The organism is Phyllobacterium sp., assembly GCF_037994425.1.
In the GTDB taxonomy this organism is placed as follows: Bacteria; Pseudomonadota; Alphaproteobacteria; order Rhizobiales; family Rhizobiaceae; genus Phyllobacterium.
On sequence record NZ_JBBNAM010000272.1, the window covers coordinates 23,921 to 45,840 of the forward strand.

The 21,920-nt window shown below is 58.1% G+C and carries 20 protein-coding genes; 8 read left to right on the plus strand and 12 right to left on the minus strand.

The window, feature by feature from the left end; all coding sequences use genetic code 11:
* Positions 1-64 precede the first annotated feature (64 nt).
* From AAAB35_RS18605 to AAAB35_RS18630, 6 genes are all read right to left on the minus strand, one after another.
* A complete protein-coding gene (locus AAAB35_RS18605; RefSeq protein ID WP_340669765.1) occupies positions 65-1,129 on the minus strand; it encodes an ABC transporter ATP-binding protein in 1,065 nt (354 codons plus the stop codon).
* A 14-nt stretch (positions 1,130-1,143) separates the two neighbouring features.
* Positions 1,144-1,935 (minus strand): ABC transporter permease, encoded by a 792-nt coding sequence (locus AAAB35_RS18610; RefSeq protein ID WP_340669766.1) that lies wholly within the window; start codon positions 1,933-1,935, stop codon positions 1,144-1,146.
* Positions 1,932-2,831, minus strand: a complete 900-nt coding sequence (locus AAAB35_RS18615; protein ID WP_340669767.1) for an ABC transporter permease subunit — start codon at positions 2,829-2,831, stop codon at positions 1,932-1,934. Before AAAB35_RS18615 ends, AAAB35_RS18610 begins: the two co-directional genes overlap by 4 nt.
* A 168-nt stretch (positions 2,832-2,999) precedes the next feature.
* The gene (locus AAAB35_RS18620) at positions 3,000-4,103 is read right to left on the minus strand and encodes an ABC transporter substrate-binding protein (RefSeq protein WP_340669768.1); all 1,104 of its coding nucleotides are present in this window, start codon (positions 4,101-4,103) and stop codon (positions 3,000-3,002) included.
* 290 nt (positions 4,104-4,393) lie between these two features.
* Positions 4,394-5,983, minus strand: coding sequence for a DHA2 family efflux MFS transporter permease subunit (locus tag AAAB35_RS18625; RefSeq protein WP_340669769.1), 1,590 nt, complete (start codon positions 5,981-5,983; stop codon positions 4,394-4,396).
* A gap of 18 nt (positions 5,984-6,001) precedes the next feature.
* Positions 6,002-7,180, minus strand: a complete 1,179-nt coding sequence (locus AAAB35_RS18630) for an HlyD family secretion protein (RefSeq protein ID WP_340669770.1) — start codon at positions 7,178-7,180, stop codon at positions 6,002-6,004.
* A gap of 203 nt (positions 7,181-7,383) precedes the next feature.
* Here AAAB35_RS18630 and AAAB35_RS18635 point away from each other — a divergent pair, with 203 nt between their 5' ends.
* Complete coding sequence (locus AAAB35_RS18635) at positions 7,384-8,022, plus strand: TetR/AcrR family transcriptional regulator (RefSeq protein ID WP_340669771.1); 639 nt, start codon at positions 7,384-7,386, stop codon at positions 8,020-8,022.
* A gap of 10 nt (positions 8,023-8,032) precedes the next feature.
* Here the strand turns inward: AAAB35_RS18635 and AAAB35_RS18640 are convergent, their stop codons facing one another.
* Positions 8,033-8,437: a Fur family transcriptional regulator gene (locus AAAB35_RS18640; RefSeq protein ID WP_340669772.1), complete on the minus strand. Its 405-nt coding sequence runs from the start codon at positions 8,435-8,437 to the stop codon at positions 8,033-8,035.
* 176 nt (positions 8,438-8,613) lie between these two features.
* On the opposite strand from AAAB35_RS18640, the gene aztA reads away from it, so the two are divergent.
* Genes aztA through aztC form a run of 3 tightly spaced genes read left to right on the plus strand, consistent with a single transcriptional unit; the run spans position 8,614 to position 11,257 of the window.
* Positions 8,614-9,441, plus strand: coding sequence for a zinc ABC transporter ATP-binding protein AztA (aztA, locus tag AAAB35_RS18645; RefSeq protein WP_340669773.1), 828 nt, complete (start codon positions 8,614-8,616; stop codon positions 9,439-9,441).
* Positions 9,434-10,300: a zinc ABC transporter permease AztB gene (aztB, locus tag AAAB35_RS18650; protein ID WP_340669794.1), complete on the plus strand. Its 867-nt coding sequence runs from the start codon at positions 9,434-9,436 to the stop codon at positions 10,298-10,300. The genes aztA and aztB overlap by 8 nt, the downstream gene beginning before the upstream one ends.
* 18 nt (positions 10,301-10,318) lie before the next feature.
* Entirely contained in the window at positions 10,319-11,257 is a 939-nt protein-coding gene (gene aztC, locus AAAB35_RS18655) for a zinc ABC transporter substrate-binding protein AztC (protein WP_340669774.1), read from the plus strand.
* 67 nt (positions 11,258-11,324) lie between these two features.
* On the opposite strand, the gene AAAB35_RS18660 is transcribed toward aztC, so the two are convergent.
* From AAAB35_RS18660 to AAAB35_RS18680, 5 genes are all read right to left on the minus strand, one after another.
* Positions 11,325-12,899, minus strand: a complete 1,575-nt coding sequence (locus tag AAAB35_RS18660; protein ID WP_340669775.1) for a TerC family protein — start codon at positions 12,897-12,899, stop codon at positions 11,325-11,327.
* 332 nt (positions 12,900-13,231) lie between these two features.
* On the minus strand, positions 13,232-13,783 hold the full coding sequence (locus tag AAAB35_RS18665) for a DUF924 family protein (protein ID WP_340669776.1): 552 nt from the start codon (positions 13,781-13,783) through the stop codon (positions 13,232-13,234).
* A 13-nt stretch (positions 13,784-13,796) separates the two neighbouring features.
* Complete coding sequence (locus tag AAAB35_RS18670; protein ID WP_340669777.1) at positions 13,797-15,629, minus strand: monovalent cation:proton antiporter-2 (CPA2) family protein; 1,833 nt, start codon at positions 15,627-15,629, stop codon at positions 13,797-13,799.
* Positions 15,630-15,726: 97 nt separating this feature from the next.
* A complete protein-coding gene (locus tag AAAB35_RS18675; protein WP_340669778.1) occupies positions 15,727-16,578 on the minus strand; it encodes an amidohydrolase in 852 nt (283 codons plus the stop codon).
* Between the two features lie 18 nt (positions 16,579-16,596).
* Positions 16,597-17,400: an IclR family transcriptional regulator gene (locus AAAB35_RS18680; RefSeq protein WP_340669780.1), complete on the minus strand. Its 804-nt coding sequence runs from the start codon at positions 17,398-17,400 to the stop codon at positions 16,597-16,599.
* 172 nt (positions 17,401-17,572) lie between these two features.
* On the opposite strand from AAAB35_RS18680, the gene AAAB35_RS18685 reads away from it, so the two are divergent.
* The 4 genes from AAAB35_RS18685 to ugpC all read left to right on the plus strand — a co-directional run bounded on the left by AAAB35_RS18685 (position 17,573) and on the right by ugpC (position 21,919).
* Entirely contained in the window at positions 17,573-18,889 is a 1,317-nt protein-coding gene (locus AAAB35_RS18685; protein WP_340669781.1) for a sugar ABC transporter substrate-binding protein, read from the plus strand.
* A gap of 162 nt (positions 18,890-19,051) precedes the next feature.
* The gene (locus AAAB35_RS18690) at positions 19,052-19,948 is read left to right on the plus strand and encodes a sugar ABC transporter permease (protein ID WP_340669782.1); all 897 of its coding nucleotides are present in this window, start codon (positions 19,052-19,054) and stop codon (positions 19,946-19,948) included.
* Between the two features lies 1 nt (position 19,949).
* A complete protein-coding gene (locus tag AAAB35_RS18695) occupies positions 19,950-20,816 on the plus strand; it encodes a carbohydrate ABC transporter permease (protein WP_340669783.1) in 867 nt (288 codons plus the stop codon).
* Positions 20,817-20,821: 5 nt separating this feature from the next.
* Positions 20,822-21,919 (plus strand): sn-glycerol-3-phosphate ABC transporter ATP-binding protein UgpC, encoded by a 1,098-nt coding sequence (gene ugpC, locus AAAB35_RS18700; protein WP_340669784.1) that lies wholly within the window; start codon positions 20,822-20,824, stop codon positions 21,917-21,919.
* The last annotated feature ends 1 nt before the right edge of the window (position 21,920 follow it).

Below are 21,920 nucleotides of genomic sequence, written 5' to 3' on the forward strand. Positions count from 1 at the left end.
CATGGGCAGGAATACCTTAGCTAGAGAGTCTTAGCCAAGGTAGTTCGGTCCGCATGTTCAAGACCTAATGCCCGAGAACCAGCAAATCCTTCGCCGCCAAGCTGACCTTGACGCTTTCACCTGGTTCGGGCGGTGGGGCGCTCGGGTTGTTGAACGTATCGAACGATACGATGTTCTCGCCGAGCGACGCGCGGATGCGGATCACCGAGCCAAGGAAATGCACGCTGTTGATCTTGCCGTCGAGCGTCGTTTCGCGCTTGTCGGTGGCTTCGCCAAGGCTTACCGCTTCTGGCCGCACCGCGAGCGAAATCCGGTCGCCCGATTTGTGTCCGTTGAGACGCGGTCCAATCGCAACGTCCTTGCCGTCGACCGTGATGATGCCGGTCTTGGCGTCGCGAACGACGGCGTCGAGCGTATTCAGCGTTCCAACGAAGGAAGCTACGAACCGTGATGCCGGTTGGTTGTAGATCTCGAAGGGTGCGCCAACCTGCTCGGCCCGGCCCTCGTACATGACGACGATGCGGTCCGAGATTGACAGCGCCTCCTCCTGGTCGTGGGTCACGAAGATCGTGGTGATGCCGAGCTTGCGCTGGATTGCACGGATTTCTTCACGCAGCGAAACGCGTATCTTGGCGTCGAGGGCCGACAGCGGCTCATCAAGCAAGAGCACCTGGGGTTTCGTGGCAAGCGCCCGGGCGAGCGCCACGCGCTGCTGTTGGCCACCGGACAGCTGGTAGGGGAAGCGCTCGGCGAGGTGGTCGAGTTTGATCAGCGCCAGCATCTCGTGCACGGTCGCATTTATCTCCGCCTGCGGCTTCTTCGCCACCTTCAGACCGAACGCGACATTCTGCGCGACCGTCATGTTGGGGAACAGCGCATAGGCTTGGAAGACCATGCCGATATTGCGCTGGTTGGGCTTGAGGTTGACGACATCCCTGCCGCCAATGCTGATATTGCCAGACGATGGCGTTTCGAAACCCGCTACCATTCGTAGCACCGTCGTCTTGCCGCAACCGCTGGGCCCGAGGAATGAAATGAACTCGCCCTTCTCGATGTCCAGATTGAAATCGTGGACGACGGTTGTGGCTCCGAAGCTCTTCTTCAAGTGGCTGATGGTTAGGAAAGACATGATGTTGTTTCCGGTTATCGCCTGGTAGCAGCGAGAGACTTGTTAAGGCGGGTAACGACCTGGATAAGGCCCATGCAGACCCAGGTAATAGCAAAAGCAATCACTGAGAGCGCTGCAGGTTCGTAGGCGCGGTTGGCGCCTAGCAGCTGCAGGAACGGGCCAAACGCCGGTCGATTGAGCAACGCCGCCATGGTGAATTCACCGATGACGATAGCAAAGGTGAGGAATGCGCCCGAGAGCACGGCGACGAGCACATTTGGCAAGATGATGCTCGACATGATGGTAATCCGGCTTGCGCCAAGGCTTTCGGCTGCTTCCGTCATCGTTCGTATGTCGATGGCGCCAAGCCCGGTGTCGACAGCGCGGTACATATAAGGCAGCGCAAGCGTTGTATATCCGAGGCAAAGCAGGATGTTTGTTCCCATCGCGGATCCCGTCAGCGGCAAAATCGACGACGTATTGTAAAGCCGAATGTAGCCGAACACGATGACAATTGCGGGAATGACGAGCGGCAGCAGCGTGATGAACTCTATGAACGGACGCCAGCCTGGCAGTCTCAATCGTACCCAATAGGCCGTCGGGACAACCAGGACGACGCCGACGATGATGGTCGCGATGGCCATGACAACTGAATAAGCGAATGTCGCCTGGAAGCCGGGGTCGCTCAGGACGACCCAATAGGCATCGAGCGAATAGGTGCCGCGCCGCATGCGCAGCGAAAACTCCAGAAGGCCGATCAGTGGCAGTGCAAAATAAAGAATTCCGAAGGCGAGCGCGAGCCAGGACCAGAAACGATTCGTCTTCATTTGAGCCACCGTTCGCTACGGGCACGCATCCAGATGTAGATACCGTTGGAAACGCCGGTAATGACGATCATGCCGAAAGCGAGAGCATAGCCAAGCTGCGGGTCCTGCAAAACGTCACCGCGTATCTGGGCATAGAGGACGATGGGGACGATGCTGAGGGAGGAGCCGGTCAGCGCATAAGCGGTGGCAATTGCTCCAAACGAATTGGCAAACAGCAGGAGAATGGTGCCAAGCAATGCTGGCCAGAGGATCGGAAACGCAACCATCCGCCAATACTGGGTTTTCGTCGCGCCAAGAATGAGCGCTGCTTCCTTCCATTCACGCTTCAGTCCATCAAGGGCCGGGGTAATGATGAGAACCATCAACGGTATCTGAAAGTAGAGGTAGGTGATTGTCAGGCCCCAGAAGCTCAGCAGATTAAAGCCGTGAGCATAGAGGTTGAAGCCGAAGATATTCAGCAGAAGGTAAGTGACCAGACCGGTGCGCCCCAAGGTGAACAGGAAGGCGTAGGCAAGCGGAACGCCGGCGAAGTTTGAAGCGACGCCGGAAAAGGTCATCATCGGGGCGCGTATCCAGCCCGGAAGGCCACCAAGCGTAACAGCGGCAGCGATGCAGAAGCCGATCGCTGCGCCCAGCAACGCGGAGGCCAGGGAGATCTTGATCGAGATCCAGTAGGCATCGCGGATCGACGGCTGAAAAAGATTGGCCATGTTGGCGAGGGTCAGATTGCCCTGTGCATCCTGAAAGGCACCTGCAACGAGAAATACCGTCGGCAGGACTAGGAACATGATGGCAAAAATCATGAATGGCATAACGCCCAGCCAATCAAGGGACAGCCGTTTTCGCTCGGGCGTTACGACCGGAAGTGCAGGGCCAGTTTCAGAGATCACACTCATGGGTGTATTCGAGACCGCTTCTAGGGTTCCTGTCCCGGCTCGCACAAACCACGAGACAGGACGCCGGGCATATGCTTTCAGGCAACGACACTGTGCAACTTAGCACAGTGTGCGTCGCGCAATATAGAAATCCCCGCGGATAGCTCCGCGGGGATCGTGTGATGAAAATTACTTGACGTTCGCGCCGACGACCTTGTCCCAGCCCTTCGTTATGACTTCCTTGGCGGCAGCCTGTTCATCGAGAGTGGGGAAGAAGGCCTTCTCATAAGCGGCCGCTGGCGGCAGCTTATCGAGCACTTCTTTCGGCACCTTGTTGTTCTTGATCAGATCCTTGAAACGCGCCGGATGGCAGTAACCCTTGAGGTAACCGACCTGGCCTTCGTCGGAATAGAGGTATTCCATCCAGAGCTTGGCAGCATTCGGGTGCGGCGCGTAGGCGCTGATCGCCTGAACATAAACACCGGCAAGGACGCCGGAGGCGGGCACGACAACTTCAACGGGCGGATTGCCCTTGAGCGTATCGCGGCCAGCCAGGGCATTGTAGTCCCAGGTGATGATGATTGGCGTCGCACCCTGAGCGAGGGTACCGGACTTGCCGATGACCGGGACGAAATTGCCAGCCTTGTTGAGTTCAGCAAAATACTTCAGGCCTGCTTCGCCGCCTTCGGTACCGGGCTTGGCGCCGCTCGATGCGCCGGCAGCGGACACGGCCAGAATCGCCTGGTTCGATGCGCGCGGATCCCCGGCCAGGGCAACGCTGTTGGCATATTCCGGCTTGAGCAGGTCGGCCCAGTCCTTCGGGACGTTCTTGACGATATCGGTGTTCACTTCCAGCGCCATGACACCGTAGTAATCGCCGTACCAATGACCGTCGGCGTCCTTCAGTTCGGCCGGGATCGAATCCCAGGTCGATACCTTGTATGGCATCGTCAGGCCGTCTTTCTTGGCATCGGGGCCAAACGAAAGACCGACATCGATGACGTCAGGAGCCTGGGGACCCTTATTGTCCTTGTTCGCCTTGATCGCTTCAACTTCGTCCTTGGAACCCGCGTCTGGATTGAGTTCGTTGACTTCGAGGCCGTACTTGGCTTTGAAGCCCGCGATGATGTCTCCATATCCGCACCAGTCGTGCGGCAGCGCGATTGTCGTCAGCGCGCCTTCCTTCTTGGCTGCGGCCACCAGTTCGGCCGGTGCTTCGGCGAACGAAATCGTCGTACCCGCGAACAGCACAGCCGTCGACAGCGCGAGCAATCGTTTTGAATAGTCGATCATTTGTTAACACCCCTTTGTGCGAAACGTCATTGGCTCTTCGTGACGTTCGGCCATCCCGATATAGGTCTGTCATGTCAGTTGGATGACAGATCGATGACAAGGTGGTGAACGCCCGCTCCCTGAGCAGTACGCCGGAGTGAACCACTTTTTTCGTGGCTTAGCAATTCAGCCGAAAGCTAAATCGTCTGCATTAGCGCGAGGGGCATATCAGGTTAAAAATGCTCGCAAACAATCCTGGCAAAGGTTAGTCGAATAACCGCATTCCGCAATTACTTGGTCGAGGCCGCACGTCAGTGGCCGCCACCTCCGCCGGCCGCTGGTGCTCCAGGTTTGCGCATGAGAATGGCGAAGACCGCCAGCGAGGCAAACAGAAGGGTGAGGATGTAGAAAACATCCATGAAGGACATAAGTGATGCCTGTTGATGCACCATGCCCGAGACTTTACTCAACGCTGTCGTCGGCCCATCGAGACCGTTGGCAGCGAACTTCCTGGTCATGTTGTCAATGAGTTCCTGCGCTTCCGGATTGCCCCAGCGGACGTTTTCGGAAAGCTGCGCATAGTGAATGGCGCCGCGATCGGTCAGGATCTGGTTGATGACCGCCAGTCCGACCGCGCCGCCGAGATTACGCATGAGATTAAACAGGCCAGAGGCGTTCTTCAAGCGCGCGGGCGGCAGCGTGCCCAGCGCCAGATTGTTGATCGGCACCATGCAGAGCATCAGGGAAACGCCACGGAATATCTGTGGGATAAGCAGTTCATAGAAATCCCAATCGGCGGTCAGATGCGTCATCGTCCAGGTGCCCGCACCAAAGCCCAGAAACCCGATCATGATCATGATGCGCGGGTCCATGCGGCCGGAAAGGAAGCCGGCAACCGGCGCGGTGAGAAACATGCAAAGACCGCTGACGAACAGCGCTTCGCCGATCATCAAGGCATCGTAGCCTCTGATCTGACCGAGATAGACCGGATAGATATAGGTCAATCCATAAAGGCCGATACCGAGAACGAAGGAGAAGGCCGAGCCAAACGCGAAGTTCAGGTTCTTGAAGGCGAAAAGGTCGACGATCGGCTGTTCAGCGGTAAATGCGCGATAGAAGAAGGTGACGGCGCCGACAACGAGAACAATGCTGCAATAGAAAATTGTCGTGTCCTGCAGCCAGTCGTTGCGTGGTCCTTCCTCCAGAACATATTCGAGCGAACCGAGAAACGCCGCCATGGCGGCGAGGCCCCACCAGTCGAACTTGTTGAGGAGCGAGCGATCGCCCTTGTCGAAATCGATGAGATTCCACGCCGCCACGGCGACAAGAATGCCCGGAATGACATTTACGAGGAACAGCCAATGCCAGGAAAAAGCATTGCTGAGATAACCGCCAACCGTCGGCCCGATGGTTGGCGCGAGCGTCGCTACGAGGCCGATCATTGGAGAAACAATCGAGCGCTTGGAGGGCGGAAAGATCGTGAACGCCGCGGCGAAAACGCTGGGGATCATGCCGCCGCCGATGAAGCCCTGGATGGCACGGTAGACGATCATCTGGTCGATGTTTGTCGCGGTCGCGCAGAGGATGCTCGCCAGCGTGAAACCCGCCGCCGATACCGAAAAGAGAATGCGCGTCGAGACCAGCCGGCCAAGGAAGCCGGACAGCGGGATCATGATGACCTCGGCAATCAGGTAGGACGTCTGCACCCAGGAGATTTCGTCGGAGCTGGCGCTGAGGCCCGCCTGTATCTCGGCCAGTGAAGCAGAAACGATCTGGATGTCGAGAATGGCCATAAACATGCCAAAGACCATCGCGAGGAAAGCAATCGCCTTCTTCGGATCAATATGCTCGTCGGGGACCGCAGGTGCTGCGGACCCTCCCATGGTGGTGACTTTTGACATGATCTTCGGCCTATCCGGCTACGAGCTCGGCGTTGTACGCGTATCGACGTCGACGACGACGCTGAGACCGGCCTGTAGTTTGCCGCTAGCAAGCACGTCGGCGGGCAGGGCGATACGAACGGGAACGCGCTGGACGACCTTGGTGAAGTTGCCGGTGGCATTTTCGGGCGGAAGCAGCGAGAACACGGCCCCGGAGGCGGGGGCAACAGACGCAACCGTGCCCCCAAATGTTTCGCCCGACAGCGCATCGACCCGTACCTGCACCTTCTGGCCGACGGCAATATCGCGCAGCTGCGTTTCCTTGTAATTCGCGTCGATGTAAAGTGCGCTTACCGGAACGAGCGCAGCAAGACGCTGGCCCGAGCTGACAAGATCGCCCTTCTTGGCGGCAAGGTTGCCGATAACGCCATCGACCGGGGCGCGAATGACGGTGAAACCGAGATCACGCGCTGCCTTGTCCTTCGCAAGCTTAAGCGAAGCGATCGTGCTTTCGGCTTCCTTGTATTGGGCGTCCAGCACGCCGACGTTGGCAACGGCTGTTGCGATCTGTGCATCGGAGGAAGCAATATTGGCCTTTGCCTGATCAAGCGCAGCGGTGGCGTCGTCGAGCTGAGACTGCGAGGCGAAGCTCGTCGCATGGAGCTGCTTGGCGCGTACCGAAGCGGACTCGGCATTTGTCAGGACCGCCTGTGCGGCCAGCTTGCCGGCCTGCGCCTGCTGCAGCGAAGCCTTGGCGGCCTCGGTCTGCGCCTTGATGCGGTCGAGCGAAAGCGTCTGTGTCGCGATCTGCGCCTCGGCCTGCTCCTCGGCGATCGTATAGTCGCCATTGTCAAGCGTGATCAGCGGATCACCCGCCTTGACGCGCTGGTTGGCGACGACGTTGATCGTATCGATGTAACCCATGACCTTCGGGGCAATCGCGGTAATATCACCCTGAATGTAGGCGTCGTCGGTGGAAACCATGAAGCGGCCGGTCGTCCACCATTCATGGCCGTACCAGGCGCCCGCCGTAAGGGCTGCCACAATCAGAATCGGCAGGATAAAGCGCTTTTTCGAACGCTTTGGGGCGACCGGCGCTGCGGTCGTGACCTCAGGCTGCGGCGCCTCTACCTTGGCCGTTGCCTCTACCTTTGCGGCAGGAGCCGGGGCTGGAAACTGGCGGATGTCAGCTTCGTTCTTTGCTTTGGACGCTGGCATTGAATGGCTCTTTCTAATGGAACTCACTCTGAAAAAGTGATTGAACCAATCGGTTCGATCATTGACATAGCGCAAATGTAAGCGCATATCAAGTGGATCGAACCGATTGGTTCGAAAAAGAATCGGAAAAAGGAAAATACGTTAGTATGTCGTCCACCAAGCCACATGTTATGTCGGCGCCCCCACTTTCGGATGCCGATTTCATGACCGATGGAGACCGCCCGGGCCGTCTTGCAGCGGGGCAAGATCCGGCAAAGCGACAGCAGATACTTGAGGGAGCGAACCGCGTTTTCTCGCAGATGGGCTTCGACGCGGCCAGCATGAATGACATTACGCGTGAAGCAGGCGTGTCGAAAGGTACGATCTACGTCTACTTCGACAGCAAGGAAGAGCTCTTCATGGAGCTCTGCAATCATTATCGTGAAGTTCTGTTTGCCGATATCTATCATGCGTTGGAGAGCGACGGCGATCTGCGCGAGGCGCTGATCGAGTTCGGAACGGCACTGGCGACGGTGGTGACGTCCGATGTCGTCATTCGGGCACAGCGGGTCGTCATCGGCGTTGCCGAGCGTATGCCGTCAATGAGTCGCGATTTCTATGAACGCGGTCCCCGGCGCGGTCAGGCCCTGATGCGCGCGCTGATCGACAAGCATGTCGCTGCCGGAACACTGGATATCGAAGATACGGAACTTGCCACCTACCAACTGGCAGACCTATTCATGTCGGGGCTATTCAAGAAGCGGATTTTCGGCTGCATGGCCACGCCGCCCTCGCAGGGGCTGATCCGGAAAACGGTCACATCTGGCGTGGATATGTGGCTGAAGGCCTATAAGCGCCGATAGAAACAGCGATTCAGGCACCAGCGCAATTGGCGCAAACGCCGCGAATTTCAATCGTCGTTTTTGACTGTCTGAAGCCGTTTGTGCTCGTCCATTCCCGCACGCGCCCGGTTATCACCTCGTCGGAGAACTCCGAAACCTGCCCGCATTTCTCGCAGATCGCAAAGGCGGTCATGCCGTGGCTGTGGCTGTGGTTGTGGGGATGCGAGCAGGCGACGAAGGCATTGATACTCTCAAGACGGTGGATCATGCCGTAGTCGAGCAATTTATCGAGGGCACGATAGACCTGCAGCGGCGCCCGGAAGCCCTCGCCACGTAATTGGTCGAGGATCGTATAGGCGCTAAGCGGCCCTTCGGCGCGAGCCAATGCTTTGAAGACCAGCGCCTGGTTTTTGGTCAGCTCTTGCGTCGATGTCATTGCCGAAAATGCTCCTTGATCACCAATAACAGATAGTCAGTCTTGGACCTTAGTGCCAGTGGATACACGATTTCCAGACGTTCTCAAATTGGCCATTCTTGACTAATGTAATAACATCACATATCGATTTGGCAAAGCCGCGCTTAGCCGGCACCTCAGCGAATGCGACATAACCAATGCTCAAACCCTGCCTGACGTTTCGTGACCTTACGCTCGGCTATCACCGGCACCCGGCCGTTCATCATTTGAGCGGAAGCGTTCGCCGTGGCTCGCTTACGGCTGTGGTTGGCCTCAATGGGTCGGGCAAATCCACCCTGATGAAGGGGATTGTCGGTGTCTTGAAGCCGATGTCGGGCTCGTGCACGGTCGAGAAGGGCACGCGTATTGCCTACCTGCCGCAACAATCCGAACTCGATCGGTCGTTCCCGGCCCGTGTTGTCGACCTTGTCTCGCTCGGCCTTTGGCCGAAGCGGGGGCTTCTTGGCCGCATCACTGCCGAAGACCGCGAAAGAGTGTCCAGGTCGCTGATGAGCGTCGGGCTCGAGGGTTTCGAGCTTCGGCCGATCGACACGCTCTCTGGCGGACAGTTGCAGCGTGCGCTGTTTGCCAGGGTATTGTTGCAGGACGCCGATCTCATTCTGCTCGATGAGCCGTTCAATGCGATCGACACGAAGACCGTCAGCGACCTAATTGCCCTTATCAAGCGCTGGCACGGCGAGAATCGTACGATCATGGTCGTCGTCCACGATCTCGATCTTGTGCGTGAGCATTTTCCCGAAACTTTGCTCCTCGCGCGCAAGCCTATTGCCTGGGGCGCGTCGCGCGAGACCCTGCGGCCAGAGAATCTTCTGCATGCACGGCAATTTCACGAGGCGTGGGAAGAGGGTGCGCCTTGGTGCGAGGACGATGTGGCACATTCTGCCACGCATCAACATGAAGATGGCCATCACCATCACGATCGTGGCGATGAACATCGCCATCATGGGCATCGCGACCATGTATGATTTCTTTATCGCGCCGTTCGTCGACTACAGTTTCATGCAGCGCGCCCTGCTTGGATCGATTGCGCTCGCGCTCGGCTCCTGCCCCGTCGGTGTATTCCTGATGTTGAGGCGCATGAGCCTGACGGGCGATGCAATGGCCCATGCAATCCTGCCTGGGGCGGCCGTCGGATTTCTACTTTATGGACTGCAGATCGTGCCGATGACGATCGGCGGCCTGGTGGCCGGCGTCATCGTAGCGCTTGGAGCGGGCGCCGTATCGCGCTTCACCATCCAGAAGGAGGACGCCTCAATGGCCGCCTTCTATCTGATTTCGTTGGCGCTCGGTGTTCTGATCGTCTCGTTGCGCGGTTCGAACGTTGATCTGATGAACGTCCTTTTCGGAACGGTTCTCGCGCTCAACAATGAAGCGCTGAGCCTCATCGGGGTCATTTCCGCGATCAGCGTCGTGACGCTCGCCATCTTCTGGCGCGGGCTTGTCGCAGAATGTCTCGACCCGCTATTCCTTCGTTCGGTGAGCCGCATCGGCACACCCGTGCATTTTATCTTTCTTGCACTTGTGGTCATCAACCTTGTCGGTGGCTTCCAGGCGCTCGGCACTTTGCTCGCCGTCGGTCTCATGATGCTTCCCGCTGCCGCCTCGCGGTTCTGGACCGCGCGTGTCGGGCCGATGTGCGCCCTTGCGATTGTCATCGGCTGGGTTTCCTGCGCCGGTGGACTTTTGATCTCCTATCATTTTGCCCTGCCATCGGGTCCGGCCATCATCTTGTCCGCTGGTGCGATCTATCTCTGTTCGATCGTCATCGGTACACGCGGCATCGTGAATAGCCGCCTACGTCCTCACCGCCACAGAACTGCCTAGCAACCAAGGGAATCGATCATGAAAAAAGCCCTCAGACTTGCCGCAACTTTGAATGTTATACTATTACTTATCGCAAACTATTCCATAGCCCATGCCGACCCGCTCAAGGTTGTCTCCAGCTTCACGGTGATCTCGGACTTCGCTAAGAACGTTGGCGGCGACAAGATCAAACTAACGACGCTGGTTGGTCCAGATGGCGATGCGCACGTGTATGAGCCGAAGCCTGCCGATGCCGCGGCAGTTGCCGGCGCCGATGTCGTTCTGGTGAATGGCCTGCATTTCGAGGGTTTCCTGCCGCGACTGGTTGAGGCAAGCGCCACCAAGGCGCCGATTGTCGAACTGAGCAAGGGCGTGGAGCCGATAAAAAGTGCTGAAGCCGAACACGATCATGATGCCGCGGGCGGCTCACAGCATGAGGAACACGGCGCCTACGATCCGCACGCGTTTCAATCAATCAGCAACGCCAAGATTTATGTGACAAACATCGTCGATGCTTTTTGTGCAGCCAACGCTGCAAACTGCGAAACATACAAAGCCAATGCGGCCACATACACCGAAAAGCTCAATGCAACGGAAGCCGAGGTAAAGGCAGGCATCGCCTCGATCCCCGAGTCGAAGCGCCTCGTCATTACCTCGCATGATGCCTTCGGCTATTTCCAGCACGAGTATGGGCTCACTTTCCTCGCGCCTGAGGGTATCTCGACGGATTCGGAAGCGTCGGCCGCCGATATCGTTGCGCTGATCAAGCAGATCAAGGAGGACAAGGCCTCGGCAATTTTCGTCGAGAACATCACCAATCCGCGCCTGATCGAGCAGATCGCCAGCGAGACCAAACTGAATGTCGGCGGGACGCTCTATTCGGATGCGCTGTCGAAGCCGGAAGAGGGCGCCAGCACATATATCGACATGATGCACCACAATATCGAGACGTTCAAAAAGGCGATCCTCGGCGGCTGAACGCTGAGGCAGGCGTGGTTCGACGAACCCACAGAACCACGCACCGCCGCCCTACCAGGCGACCACGTCAGATGAATGCGGCGGGCTGCGTCGGCGAAATACGCACTTTGCCGATATTGCGTCCGTCCATCTCGACGATCTCAAATGCGAGGTCATCGACAGTGAGTTTCTCGCCTTCCGCGGGAATGTGGCCAAGGTTCCACAGGATATAACCGGCAAGCGTGGTATAGCGGTCACCCTCGTCGACCAGATCGCGATCGATCAGGCCGCCCAAGCGGCGAATATCGATATAGGCATCGACGACCATGCTTCCGTCCTCCGCGCGCTCGAGGAGCGGGCTCTCTTCGCCTTCCTCGGGAAAATCGCCGGCGATGGCTTCGAGAACGTCGGTGGGCGTCACGACACCCTCGAACGATCCGTGTTCGTCGAGCACCACGCCCATCTGCACGGACGAGCCGCGCAGTTGCTCCATGACCCGAAGCACATTGGCGTTCTCGTGGAAAATAAGCGGTTGCCGCGTGACATTTTCCCAGTCGATCTTGCCGCCGTCGAGAATGGCGAAAAGCAGATCCTTTGTAAGCGCAACGCCGACGAATTCATCGACGCGTCCGCGGGCGAGCACGACGCGGCTGTGGGAAAGCGTGCGGATCTCTGCAAGGAGTTCCTCGTTGGTTTCATCGAGGTCGAGCCATTCGACTTCGTTGCGGGGCGACATGATCGAGCGGACCGGGCGCTCGACGAGATCCAGAACCCCGCGGATCATTTCCTTTTCCTCGGGATGGAACACGTCACCCGCAGCGCTATGCTCGGCAATGACATCGAGCGTATCGGAATGGGGGGCCTCGGTGCCGCGCCCGCCGCCAAGCAGGCGGAGGACCGCGCCCGCCGTGCGGTCGCGCAGATCCATCGTCGTGATGTGCTTCTCGCGATTGTGGCGACCCAATTGGTTGGCGGCCTCGACGAGCACCGAGAAGCCGATCGCGGCGTAGAGATAGCCCTTGGGAATGTGGAAGCCGAAGCCTTCGACGATGAGGCTGAAGCCGATCATCATGAGGAAGCCGAGGCAGAGGATGACGACCGTCGGATGGCGGTTGACGAAGGTCATCAGCGGTTTGGCGGCGAGCATCATGACGCCAACGGCAATGACGACTGCGATCATCATGACTTCGAGATGCTTCACCATGCCGACGGCGGTAATGACGCTGTCGAGCGAGAAAACGGCGTCGAGCACGACAATCTGCGCGATGACCTGCCAGAACACCGCGTTTGCGGCATTTGTTTCCTTGGCGGAGAGATGGCCTTCCAGGCGCTCGTGGAGTTCCATCGTGCCCTTGAACAGAAGGAAGACGCCACCGATGATCAGGATGATGTCGCGCCCGGCGAAATTAAGCCCCGCCACGCTGAAAAGCGGGGTCGTCAGCTTGATCACCCAAGTGATCGAGGCAAGCAACAGCAGGCGCATGATCAGCGCCAGGGACAAGCCGAGAATGCGCGCGCGGTTGCGCTGGTGGGCGGGCAATTTGTCGGCAAGGATCGCGATGAAAACCAGATTGTCGATGCCAAGGACGATCTCGAGCACGATCAGAGTCAAGAGTCCTATCCAGGCATTGGGATCGGCAATCCAGTCAAGGGTCCATTCCATTGGAACGTCAGGTCCTTTCGAAGAAAATGATCAGCGTGCTGCGCGGAAGGCGGGAGCGCCGGCGCGTGACAACGCAACACCGCAGCGGAGGCCGCGGACAGATAGCAAACAGAAAAAAATAGCGGGATATGGAGTCGGTCGCTGACGCTGCGCATGCAGAGTCAGCCTGCTTCGCAAGTCCGGACTTGGAGGCTCTTCAGATTGTTCGTCCGGCATCGATGCGCGGTCAGTCCCTGTTTGACTGGCTCTCATAGTGAAAATTGCGTGTTGCCAGATATAGCTATAATGGCAGCCGGGAGCTCTGAGTTCAAGGGGCCAGCCGGGTGTTTTGCCTACCCGGCAAACCCACCGGCATCGAGAAAGGCTTGTTCCTCCTCAGTCGTCGTGCGCCCTAGAATGGCATTGCGATGCGGAAAGCGGCCGAAACGCTGGATAATCTCATAGTGCTCGTGGGCGTATTCGAGATTGTCCGGCGAGCCGCCGCTGCAGAGTTCCACGCAGCGGCGCTGGTCCTCAAGGTTTTCCGCATGCATGAAGGGCATATAGAAGAACGCGCGCAAAACCGCATCGGTCGAAATATCGTGACCCTGCTCGAGTGCGAGATGGGCAAACATGCGCGCAAGTGAGTCCGTCGCATACATGTGGCCGGTATTGCGGAAGAAATTGCGCGGGAACTGGTCGAGGAGGATCATCAGCGCCAGCGCTCCTTGGGGGCTATCGACCCAATGTTCATATTCTCGCCGCGCTGCCGCATAATGATCGTCTAGGAACTGAGTGCGGCAGAGCTCGTCGAACGCCTCGTCCTTGCCCCACCATTTTTCCTCGCCTGCTTCGCGCCAGAAATCGATGATGGCTTTGATCTTCGCATCGTCCGTATCGGCCATAGTGAGATCCCTTTCAACTTGCATCGGCGTTTTGCGGCGGCGCGACACCAGCGACCTCGGGATTGATCACCTGGCCGGCGCGGCGGGGCTTGATAAGCGGGCCCGGAACCGGAGCATTGCCTTTCATGAGGTCGATGCCGGCGCGAATGCCGCCTGCGACCTGAAGGTCCAGCCTTTCCGCGTCGCGTCTTCTGACATCTTCGATCACATCGGCGGCCTCGGACTTGTCCACTCCGAGCCCCACGAGCGTGTTTTCGCCGAAGATCAGTGCGGATTCGAAGGTTTCGCGCATCTGGTATTCCACGCCGATTTTGATGAGCTCGATCGTATTGCCGCGGTCATAGGAACGCGCGTAAATCTGCACGAGCGGAAATTCGGATTTGAGCAGATTGGCAATGGCGAGAATCGTTTCGGCCTTGTCGACGCAGATAAGAACCGCCTGGGCACGTCCGGCGCCGGCGGCATGCAGGATGTCGAGCCGCGTGCCGTCGCCGTAATAGACCTTGAAGCCGAATTGCGATGCTGCCTGGATCATTTCCACGTCATTGTCGATGATCGAGATATCGACGCCGCGCAAAAGCAATGGCTGGCAGGAAATCTGCCCGAAACGGCCAAAGCCGATGATCAAAACGTTCCCGGACAGGCCTTCCGCCGCTTCCACACCTTCCAGATCAGGCTTTTCTTCCGGCATCAGATAGCGCAGCGCCACGAGAAGCAGCGGAGTCAGGAACATCGAGAAAATGATGACGGCAGTGAGGATCGCATTTGCCTGCCCATCGAGGATGCCCACCGCGGTTGCCGTCGCATAGAGCACGAAGGCGAACTCGCCGCCCTGCGCCATGATGACGGCGCGCTCGATGGCTTCGCGGTTCGAGGATTTCAACAACCTCGCTACAACATAGATCCCGGTGCCTTTCACAAGCTTGAAGGCAATGACGTAGAAAATGACGGTCTTCCAGTTCGCCGCAACGACGCCGAGGTCAAGCGACATGCCGACCGCTAGGAAGAACAGGCCGAGCAGGATGCCGCGGAACGGCTCGACATCCGCTTCAAGTTGGTGGCGGAACGTCGATTCAGAGAGGAGCACGCCAGCGAGGAAAGCGCCCATGGCCATGGAGAGCCCGCTGACCTGCATAACCAGCGCCGATCCAAGGACGACGAGCAGCGCCGCCGCCGTCATGACTTCGCGGGCGCGCGATTGCGCAAGAAAGCCGAACAGCGGGTTGAGCAGGTATTTCCCGGCAAGCACGAGGCCGACAATGGCTCCGACCCCGATGCCAATCTCGATCCAGTGAATGCCGCCGGACGCAGCAGCGCCCATGGGTGCAAGGAAGGCAACGAGGGCAAGCAAGGGTACGATGGCTAGGTCTTCGAGGAGGAGAATCGACACCATGCGTTGACCTTGCGGGGTCGCGGTCTCGGCGCGCTCTTCAAGAAGCTGCATGACAATGGCTGTCGACGTCAGAACGAAGCCGGCGCCCGCAACGAACGAATGTGCGACCGGGAAGCCGGTCGCAATACCAACGCCGGTGAGGAGGAGTGCGCACACCCCCACCTGAAGAGCGCCCAGGCCAAATATATCCTTGCGCAACCCCCAAAGGCGCGACGGCTGCATTTCAAGGCCTATAATAAACAGAAACATGACGACGCCGAGTTCCGCCACATGCAAGATCGTTTCGGGGTCGGAAAAAAACTTCAGGCCAAAGGGGCCAATGACGACCCCTGCCGCGAGATAGCCGAGGATTGAACCGAGGCCGAGGCGCTTGAACAAGGGAACGGCGACGACGCCCGCGCCAAGCAGGACCACAACGCTTAGAAGGTCTGGTCCGCTTGTTTCTACCGCCATTGTCACTCCTGGAATTGTGTGCCGATGATTTTACCATGGGTAAAGCGGCGCGCGGCGGCAGGCAAGCCCATTCGAACCGGTCCCGGCCTGAATGGAGTTAGGCGAAATTCCAGATGCGCCTGGCATTCTCCGAAAAAAGCCTTGCACGCTCGTCATTGCTGCAGCCGGAGAGGAGCGCATGGGTTGCGGCGACCCAGGTCGCAAGGCCGCCACCAAGCGTGCATACTGGCCAATCGCTGCCCCAGACGAGCCGGTCAAAGCCGAAGCTGTCGATCACGTGATGCATATAGGGCGCCAGTGTTTCAGTCCGCCATGTTTCAGCGTCCGCATAGGCGACGACGCCCGATATCTTGGCGATGACATTGGGTCTTTGGGCGATATCGGCAATCTTGCCGCGCCAGTATTCTAAGCCGTTGCCCTTGATATCCGGCACGCCGCAGTGATCCAAAATGAACGTGACATCAGGCGCAAGTTCGGCAAGCGCCATCGCCTTGTCGATCTGTCTCGGGAGGACGCAAAGGTCGAAGGTCAAGCCAGTCTTGCCGAGACGCCTGATATTGGATCGGAAGGTCGCGCTCTCCGACAATTCGTCAGGCATGACATGCAGCACCCGGCGAAAGCCTTTGACGAAGGGATTTGCGACCTGCCGTTCCAGAAACGCTGCAAAATTTTCGTCCTCAGGACGGCAGGAAGAAATCGCTCCGGCGATAAAACTGTCTTCACGATTGGCAAGGCCGGCAACATAGGTGGTCTCGGCTTCAATCTCGCCAGCGGCAACATCCACTTCCATGTGCAGCGCCCGAGCGATTCCGGCACGGCGTGCCTGCACGGCATATTCCTCATAGCCGAAGTCGCGGTTGAGCGCTTCTGCGCCCGAAAGCCAGGGGTATGACAAGGCTGACTGGTCGATGATGTGCAGGTGGGTGTCTATCAAGGGCGCGACGGACATTGGTATTCTTCCTTAAGTTCAGTCTTTGCGGGGCACACTGGAATGGATAACGTCGGCGCCAGCAAGCGCCGATAGTTTCTGGGCGGTCGCCACCAGCATTTTGCGTGCATCGTCGATCGCAGGAGCATTCGCGATGTTGAGCAGTTGGATATAGGGGCAGGTCAGTGCAGCGATGGCCCGACCGTCCGGCCCCAGCACCGGTGCAGAAACGTTGTATACGCCTGCCGTCTGGGCACTTGGCATGACCTCATAGCCACGCTCGCGGATCTGGTTGAGACGCTCAAGAAAATCCGCCGGCTGGGCGATATCGTCCGCGTGCTTTTCATATTCCGCGATCATCAGGGCGCGCTCGTCATCCGAGCGAAATGCGAGGAGCACGTGACCGGAGCCTGTATTGAACAGACTTATATGCGAGCCCACGCGGATCGAAATGCCCCAATAGTCCGGTGCCTCCTGCTGGGCAATGACCACCGCCGCGCCGCGATCGAATACGCTGAGCTGGTTTGCCTGTTTTGAGCTGACCGCGAGGTCGCGCATCAGTGGTGTCGCGTAGGATACGAGCCGCCTCACCGGAGCATGGAGCTGTGCGAGGCCGAAGAGTTTCAGGGTAAGCGAATAGCGGTCGCCCTCGAGCCGCGTGACATAGCCGCGGCGAACCAGCCGATCAAGCATCCGGTAGAATTCATTGGGGCTTCGGCCAAGAAACTTGGCAATCTCCGCCTGGGTCAGTCCACCATCAATCCCGGAAAGCAGTTCGAGAATATCCAGGCCCTTGTCAAGCGCCGGCGCCCGATATCGGTCGCTATCGTCTTCTTCTGTCATAAGAAAATCTCCCCATCAGGAGTATGCATATACGAAGAGGATATTCGTAGGAAAGCGAATTCCTTGCTTGACGATACGGCGCATTAATGTTTGTATATGAATGAAGCGCCCATATATGGGTGTTCAACTATGCGAGAACCGGGGAGCGGTCTCGTTTTTGGGAGGTATTTCAATGAAGTCTCTTTTGGCCAGCGTTTCAGCTGGGGTTATCGCATTGTTGGCAGTGCAGGCTGCCGTTGCGGCGGACTTGCCCGGAAAGTTCGAGGGTGTGACGATTGACGCGAAGCTGATCGGCGGGCAGCAATATGAGCCGCTCTACGAGCGCATCGGCGAATGGGAAAAACTGACGGGTGCCAAGGTCAACATCCTGTCGAAAAAGAACCATTTCGAACTCGACAAGGAGATCAAGTCCGATATCGCCTCGGGCAGCCTGAACTGGTGCGTCGGTTCTAACCACTCATCGTTCGCGCCGCAATATCCGGGCATCTACACTGACCTCAACAAACTGATTCCGGCTGAGGAAATCGCCGAATTCGTCCCCAACAACATCAAGGCCTCCACGCTCGACGGCAAGCTCGTCATGCTGCCTCGCGCGCAGTTCGACGTATCGGCTCTCTATTACCAGAAGAGCCTCTACGAGAACGACGCCAACAAAAAGGCTTTCAAGGAGAAGTACGGCTATGACCTGACGCCGCCGGATACCTGGCAGCAGGTTTCGGATCAGGCGCTGTTCTTCACCAAAGCGCCGGACTTCTACGGTACGCAGTTCGCCGGCAAGGAAGAGGCTATCAATGGCCGCTTCTACGAAATGGTCATTGCCGAAGGCGGCGAGTATATCGATGCGGAAGGCAAGCCCGCGTTCAACTCGGAAGCCGGCATCAAGGCGCTCGACTGGTTCGTGAACCTTTACAAGGCAAAGGCTGTGCCGGCCGGCACCACCAATTACCTTTGGGATGACCTCGGGCAGGGCTTTGCTTCAGGTTCCATTGCGCTCAATCTCGATTGGCCGGGCTGGGCTAGCTTCTTCAACGATCCGAAATCGTCGAAGGTTGCCGGCAATGTCGGCATCAAGGTGGCGCCGAAGGGTTCGTCCGGCAAGCGGACGGGCTGGTCCGGCCACCACGGCTTCTCGGTAACGGAAAACTGCGCCCACAAGGATGCTGCAGCTTCGCTGGTCTGGTGGCTGACCAATGAGGATAGCCAGAAACTCGAAGCCAAGAACGGCCCGCTGCCGACGCGCACGAAAGTGTGGGAATGGGACATCGAGCAGGCGAAGTCTGATCCTTACAAGACTGAGGTGCTGAACGCCTTCCAGGAAGAGGCGAAGAGCGCGTTCCCGGTCCCGCCGCTTGCCGAATGGATCGAAATCTCCAATGCGGTCTATCCGGAACTGCAGGCGGCGATCCTCGGCGACAAGACGTCGAAGGAAGCGCTTGATACGGCAGCCCAGAAAGCAACCGACATCCTGAAGGACGCCGGCAAGCTCTGATCAGATTGAATTTCGGGACAGTACCGCTCGAGGTACTGTCCCGAATGTCCATTCCATCCGGCGCAAGGTCAACGACTTTGCTCTGAGCCGGAAGGTTTATGCTTAAGGTCAGTGAATATTGCGCTGGCTCGCTGTCCAGGTGACGTCAGAACAAGGCACCCGATGAAATCTCTCAGACTATCAGCGCCGACACTATTGCTGCTCCCCGCGTTCATCGTTCTTGCCGCCGTGATCGTCCTGCCGCTGCTCTTCTCACTCTATTCGAGTTTCACGCCGTTCCGGCTGACGAAGCCGGAGACGATCTGGATTATTATCGGTTTCAGAAACTATATCAGCGCGCTCACCAGCTATGAGTTTTGGGCGGCGTTTGGGCGTACTGTGCTGCTTTTGACCATTGCGCTCAATGCGGAGATGCTGCTCGGGCTCGGGTTGGCAATGCTGGTCAACAAGGCAACCCGTGGACAGCGGCTCCTGCGCACATTGATGATGTTTCCGATGATGTTCTCGCCGGTACTCGTTGGCTTCCAGTTCAAGTTTCTGTTCAATGACAATGTCGGATTCATCAACAACGCGCTGCAATCACTCGGCCTTGCCACCAATGCCATACCTTGGCTGATCGATGGTAACCTCGCATTGTTCTCTATCATCGTCGCGGAAATCTGGTCGTCGACGTCGGTGTTCGCCATCTTGATCCTCGCCGGCCTTCTCGCGATGCCGCAGGAGCCGATCGAAGCGGCGCGTGTGGATGGATGTACGCCGTGGCAGACGTTCCGCTTTGTCACGTGGCCATACTTGATGCCGTTTGCGTTCATCGCAATGACCATTCGCTCGCTCGACGTCGCCCGCGCCTATGACATCGTCAAGATCATGACCGATGGCGGCCCGGCGAAACGCACCGAACTCTTGTGGACCCTCGTCGGACGCACAGCCTATAGCGACGGGCGCATGGGTTTTGCCAATGCCATGGCGTATATCTCGATCCTGCTGTCGATCCTTTTCACTGTGTATTTCTTCAGGAAACTTGCGGCTGCGCGCCAGCAGATCGGAGCGGAGTGGTAAAATGGATCTGAATACATCCCACCGATTGAAACGCCGCGCGCTGAAGCTCGCGCACCTCGTCGGCCTGTTCCTGGCGATGATGGTCATCTGCCTGCCGGGGCTCTGGATCGTCCTGAGTTCGCTGCGGCCCACTGTCGAGATCATGGCGAAACCGCCCGTGTGGATCCCCCAGGACCTGTCATTCGATGCTTACCGCGCCATGTTTGGCGGAGCTGGGCAAGGCGGCATTCCAGTCGTCGACTATTTCCGTAATTCGCTGATCATTTCGATAACGTCGACGATCATCGCACTGGTCGTCGGTACAGCCGGCGGCTATGCCTTTGCCCGCTACAAGTTCAAGGGCAAATCCGGCATATTCCTCGGCTTCATGCTAACGCGCGCGGTACCGGGTATCGCCCTGTCATTGCCGCTTTTCATGATCTTCGCCCGCATCGGCATCATCGATACGCATTTCGCGATGATCCTTATTTATGTGGCGCTGAACGTGCCTTTCACAATCTGGCTGATCGACGGCTTCTTCCGCCAGGTGCCGAAGGACCTTGCCGAGGCAGCGCAGATCGACGGCTGCACGCGATGGGAAGCCTTCTGGCAGGTGGAATTTCCGCTGGCTGGCCCAGGCATCGCCTCCGCTGGAATCTTCGCATTTCTCACGTCGTGGAATGAATATGCGCTTGCCTCGCAGATCACCCGTTCGGTCAACTCGAAGACGTTACCCGTGGGTCTCCTGGACTACACGTCGGAATTCACCATCGACTGGCGCGGCATGTGCGCGCTTGCGGTCGTCATGATCATCCCGGCGCTCACCCTCACGTTCATCATTCAGAAGCATCTCGTGTCCGGACTGACGTTCGGCGCGGTGAAAGGTTAGTTGGCATGGCTCCCGTAACACTCAAAAAGCTCGTCAAGCGCTACGGCAATGTCGACGTGGTGCACGGCATCGATCTTGAGGTCAAGGATCGCGAGTTCATCGCGCTGGTCGGTCCATCCGGCTGCGGCAAGTCGACCACGCTGAGGATGATTGCCGGACTTGAGGACATCAGTGACGGCTTGATCGAGATCGGCGGCAAGCCCGTCAACGATCTGCCGCCGCGAGCGCGCAATATTTCGATGGTGTTTCAGTCCTATGCACTCTATCCGCATATGACTGTGCGGGAGAACATGGGCTTCTCGCTGAAGATCGGCAAAGTCGCGCAAAGCGAGATCGATGCGCGCGTCAACGAGGCGGCGCAGATCCTCGACCTTGGCAAATATATGGATCGCCGGCCGTCGCAGCTCTCGGGCGGTCAGCGCCAGCGCGTCGCGATGGGGCGGGCAATCGTACGCCAGCCGGACGTCTTCCTGTTCGACGAGCCGCTTTCCAACCTCGATGCCAAGCTGCGCACACAGGTGCGCACTGAAATCAAGCGCCTGCACAACAAGGTGCAGTCGACCATGATCTATGTGACGCATGATCAAGTCGAGGCGATGACGCTTTCGGACCGCATCGTGATCATGCGCGACGGTTATATCGAACAGGTCGGAACGCCGGAGGAGGTATTCAAGCGCCCGGCGACCCGCTTTGTCGCGGGGTTTATCGGCTCGCCGCCGATGAACCTCAACGAGGCCAGCGTGGCTGACGGCCGGCTTATCTTCGAAGGTGGCCAGAGCCTGCCGCTTCCTGCCGAGTTCCGCACCAAGGTGGCAGCTGGTGACAAGGTGATTTTCGGTCTGCGTCCCGATGATGTCTACCCAACCGGCCACGGTCTCAATTCCGGCGAAGCCACCGACGTCCATGAACTGGAATTGCCGGTGTCGATCACGGAGCCGCTCGGCAATGAAACACTGCTCTTTATCACAATGGGTCAACGCGAATGGGTATCGCGCATGCTCAATCCACGATCGATCGGCAGCGGCGAGGTGGTAAAGTTCAGTTTCGACCTGTCCCAGGCGCATCTCTTCTCGCCGGAAACCGGCAAAACCTTGCGGAGCTGAC

What these genes read in the sequence shown, in the direction of transcription:
- AAAB35_RS18605 (WP_340669765.1), bottom strand. Translation starts at nt 1,129, where the DNA reads ATGTCTTTCCTAACCATCAGCCACTTGAAGAAGAGCTTCGGAGCCACA.
- AAAB35_RS18610 (WP_340669766.1), bottom strand. Translation starts at nt 1,935, where the DNA reads ATGAAGACGAATCGTTTCTGGTCCTGGCTCGCGCTCGCCTTCGGAATT.
- AAAB35_RS18615 (WP_340669767.1), bottom strand. Translation starts at nt 2,831, where the DNA reads ATGAGTGTGATCTCTGAAACTGGCCCTGCACTTCCGGTCGTAACGCCC.
- AAAB35_RS18620 (WP_340669768.1), bottom strand. Translation starts at nt 4,103, where the DNA reads ATGATCGACTATTCAAAACGATTGCTCGCGCTGTCGACGGCTGTGCTG.
- AAAB35_RS18625 (WP_340669769.1), bottom strand. Translation starts at nt 5,983, where the DNA reads ATGTCAAAAGTCACCACCATGGGAGGGTCCGCAGCACCTGCGGTCCCC.
- AAAB35_RS18630 (WP_340669770.1), bottom strand. Translation starts at nt 7,180, where the DNA reads ATGCCAGCGTCCAAAGCAAAGAACGAAGCTGACATCCGCCAGTTTCCA.
- AAAB35_RS18635 (WP_340669771.1), top strand. Translation starts at nt 7,384, where the DNA reads ATGACCGATGGAGACCGCCCGGGCCGTCTTGCAGCGGGGCAAGATCCG.
- AAAB35_RS18640 (WP_340669772.1), bottom strand. Translation starts at nt 8,437, where the DNA reads ATGACATCGACGCAAGAGCTGACCAAAAACCAGGCGCTGGTCTTCAAA.
- aztA (WP_340669773.1), top strand. Translation starts at nt 8,614, where the DNA reads ATGCTCAAACCCTGCCTGACGTTTCGTGACCTTACGCTCGGCTATCAC.
- aztB (WP_340669794.1), top strand. Translation starts at nt 9,434, where the DNA reads ATGTATGATTTCTTTATCGCGCCGTTCGTCGACTACAGTTTCATGCAG.
- aztC (WP_340669774.1), top strand. Translation starts at nt 10,319, where the DNA reads ATGAAAAAAGCCCTCAGACTTGCCGCAACTTTGAATGTTATACTATTA.
- AAAB35_RS18660 (WP_340669775.1), bottom strand. Translation starts at nt 12,899, where the DNA reads ATGGAATGGACCCTTGACTGGATTGCCGATCCCAATGCCTGGATAGGA.
- AAAB35_RS18665 (WP_340669776.1), bottom strand. Translation starts at nt 13,783, where the DNA reads ATGGCCGATACGGACGATGCGAAGATCAAAGCCATCATCGATTTCTGG.
- AAAB35_RS18670 (WP_340669777.1), bottom strand. Translation starts at nt 15,629, where the DNA reads ATGGCGGTAGAAACAAGCGGACCAGACCTTCTAAGCGTTGTGGTCCTG.
- AAAB35_RS18675 (WP_340669778.1), bottom strand. Translation starts at nt 16,578, where the DNA reads ATGTCCGTCGCGCCCTTGATAGACACCCACCTGCACATCATCGACCAG.
- AAAB35_RS18680 (WP_340669780.1), bottom strand. Translation starts at nt 17,400, where the DNA reads ATGACAGAAGAAGACGATAGCGACCGATATCGGGCGCCGGCGCTTGAC.
- AAAB35_RS18685 (WP_340669781.1), top strand. Translation starts at nt 17,573, where the DNA reads ATGAAGTCTCTTTTGGCCAGCGTTTCAGCTGGGGTTATCGCATTGTTG.
- AAAB35_RS18690 (WP_340669782.1), top strand. Translation starts at nt 19,052, where the DNA reads ATGAAATCTCTCAGACTATCAGCGCCGACACTATTGCTGCTCCCCGCG.
- AAAB35_RS18695 (WP_340669783.1), top strand. Translation starts at nt 19,950, where the DNA reads ATGGATCTGAATACATCCCACCGATTGAAACGCCGCGCGCTGAAGCTC.
- ugpC (WP_340669784.1), top strand. Translation starts at nt 20,822, where the DNA reads ATGGCTCCCGTAACACTCAAAAAGCTCGTCAAGCGCTACGGCAATGTC.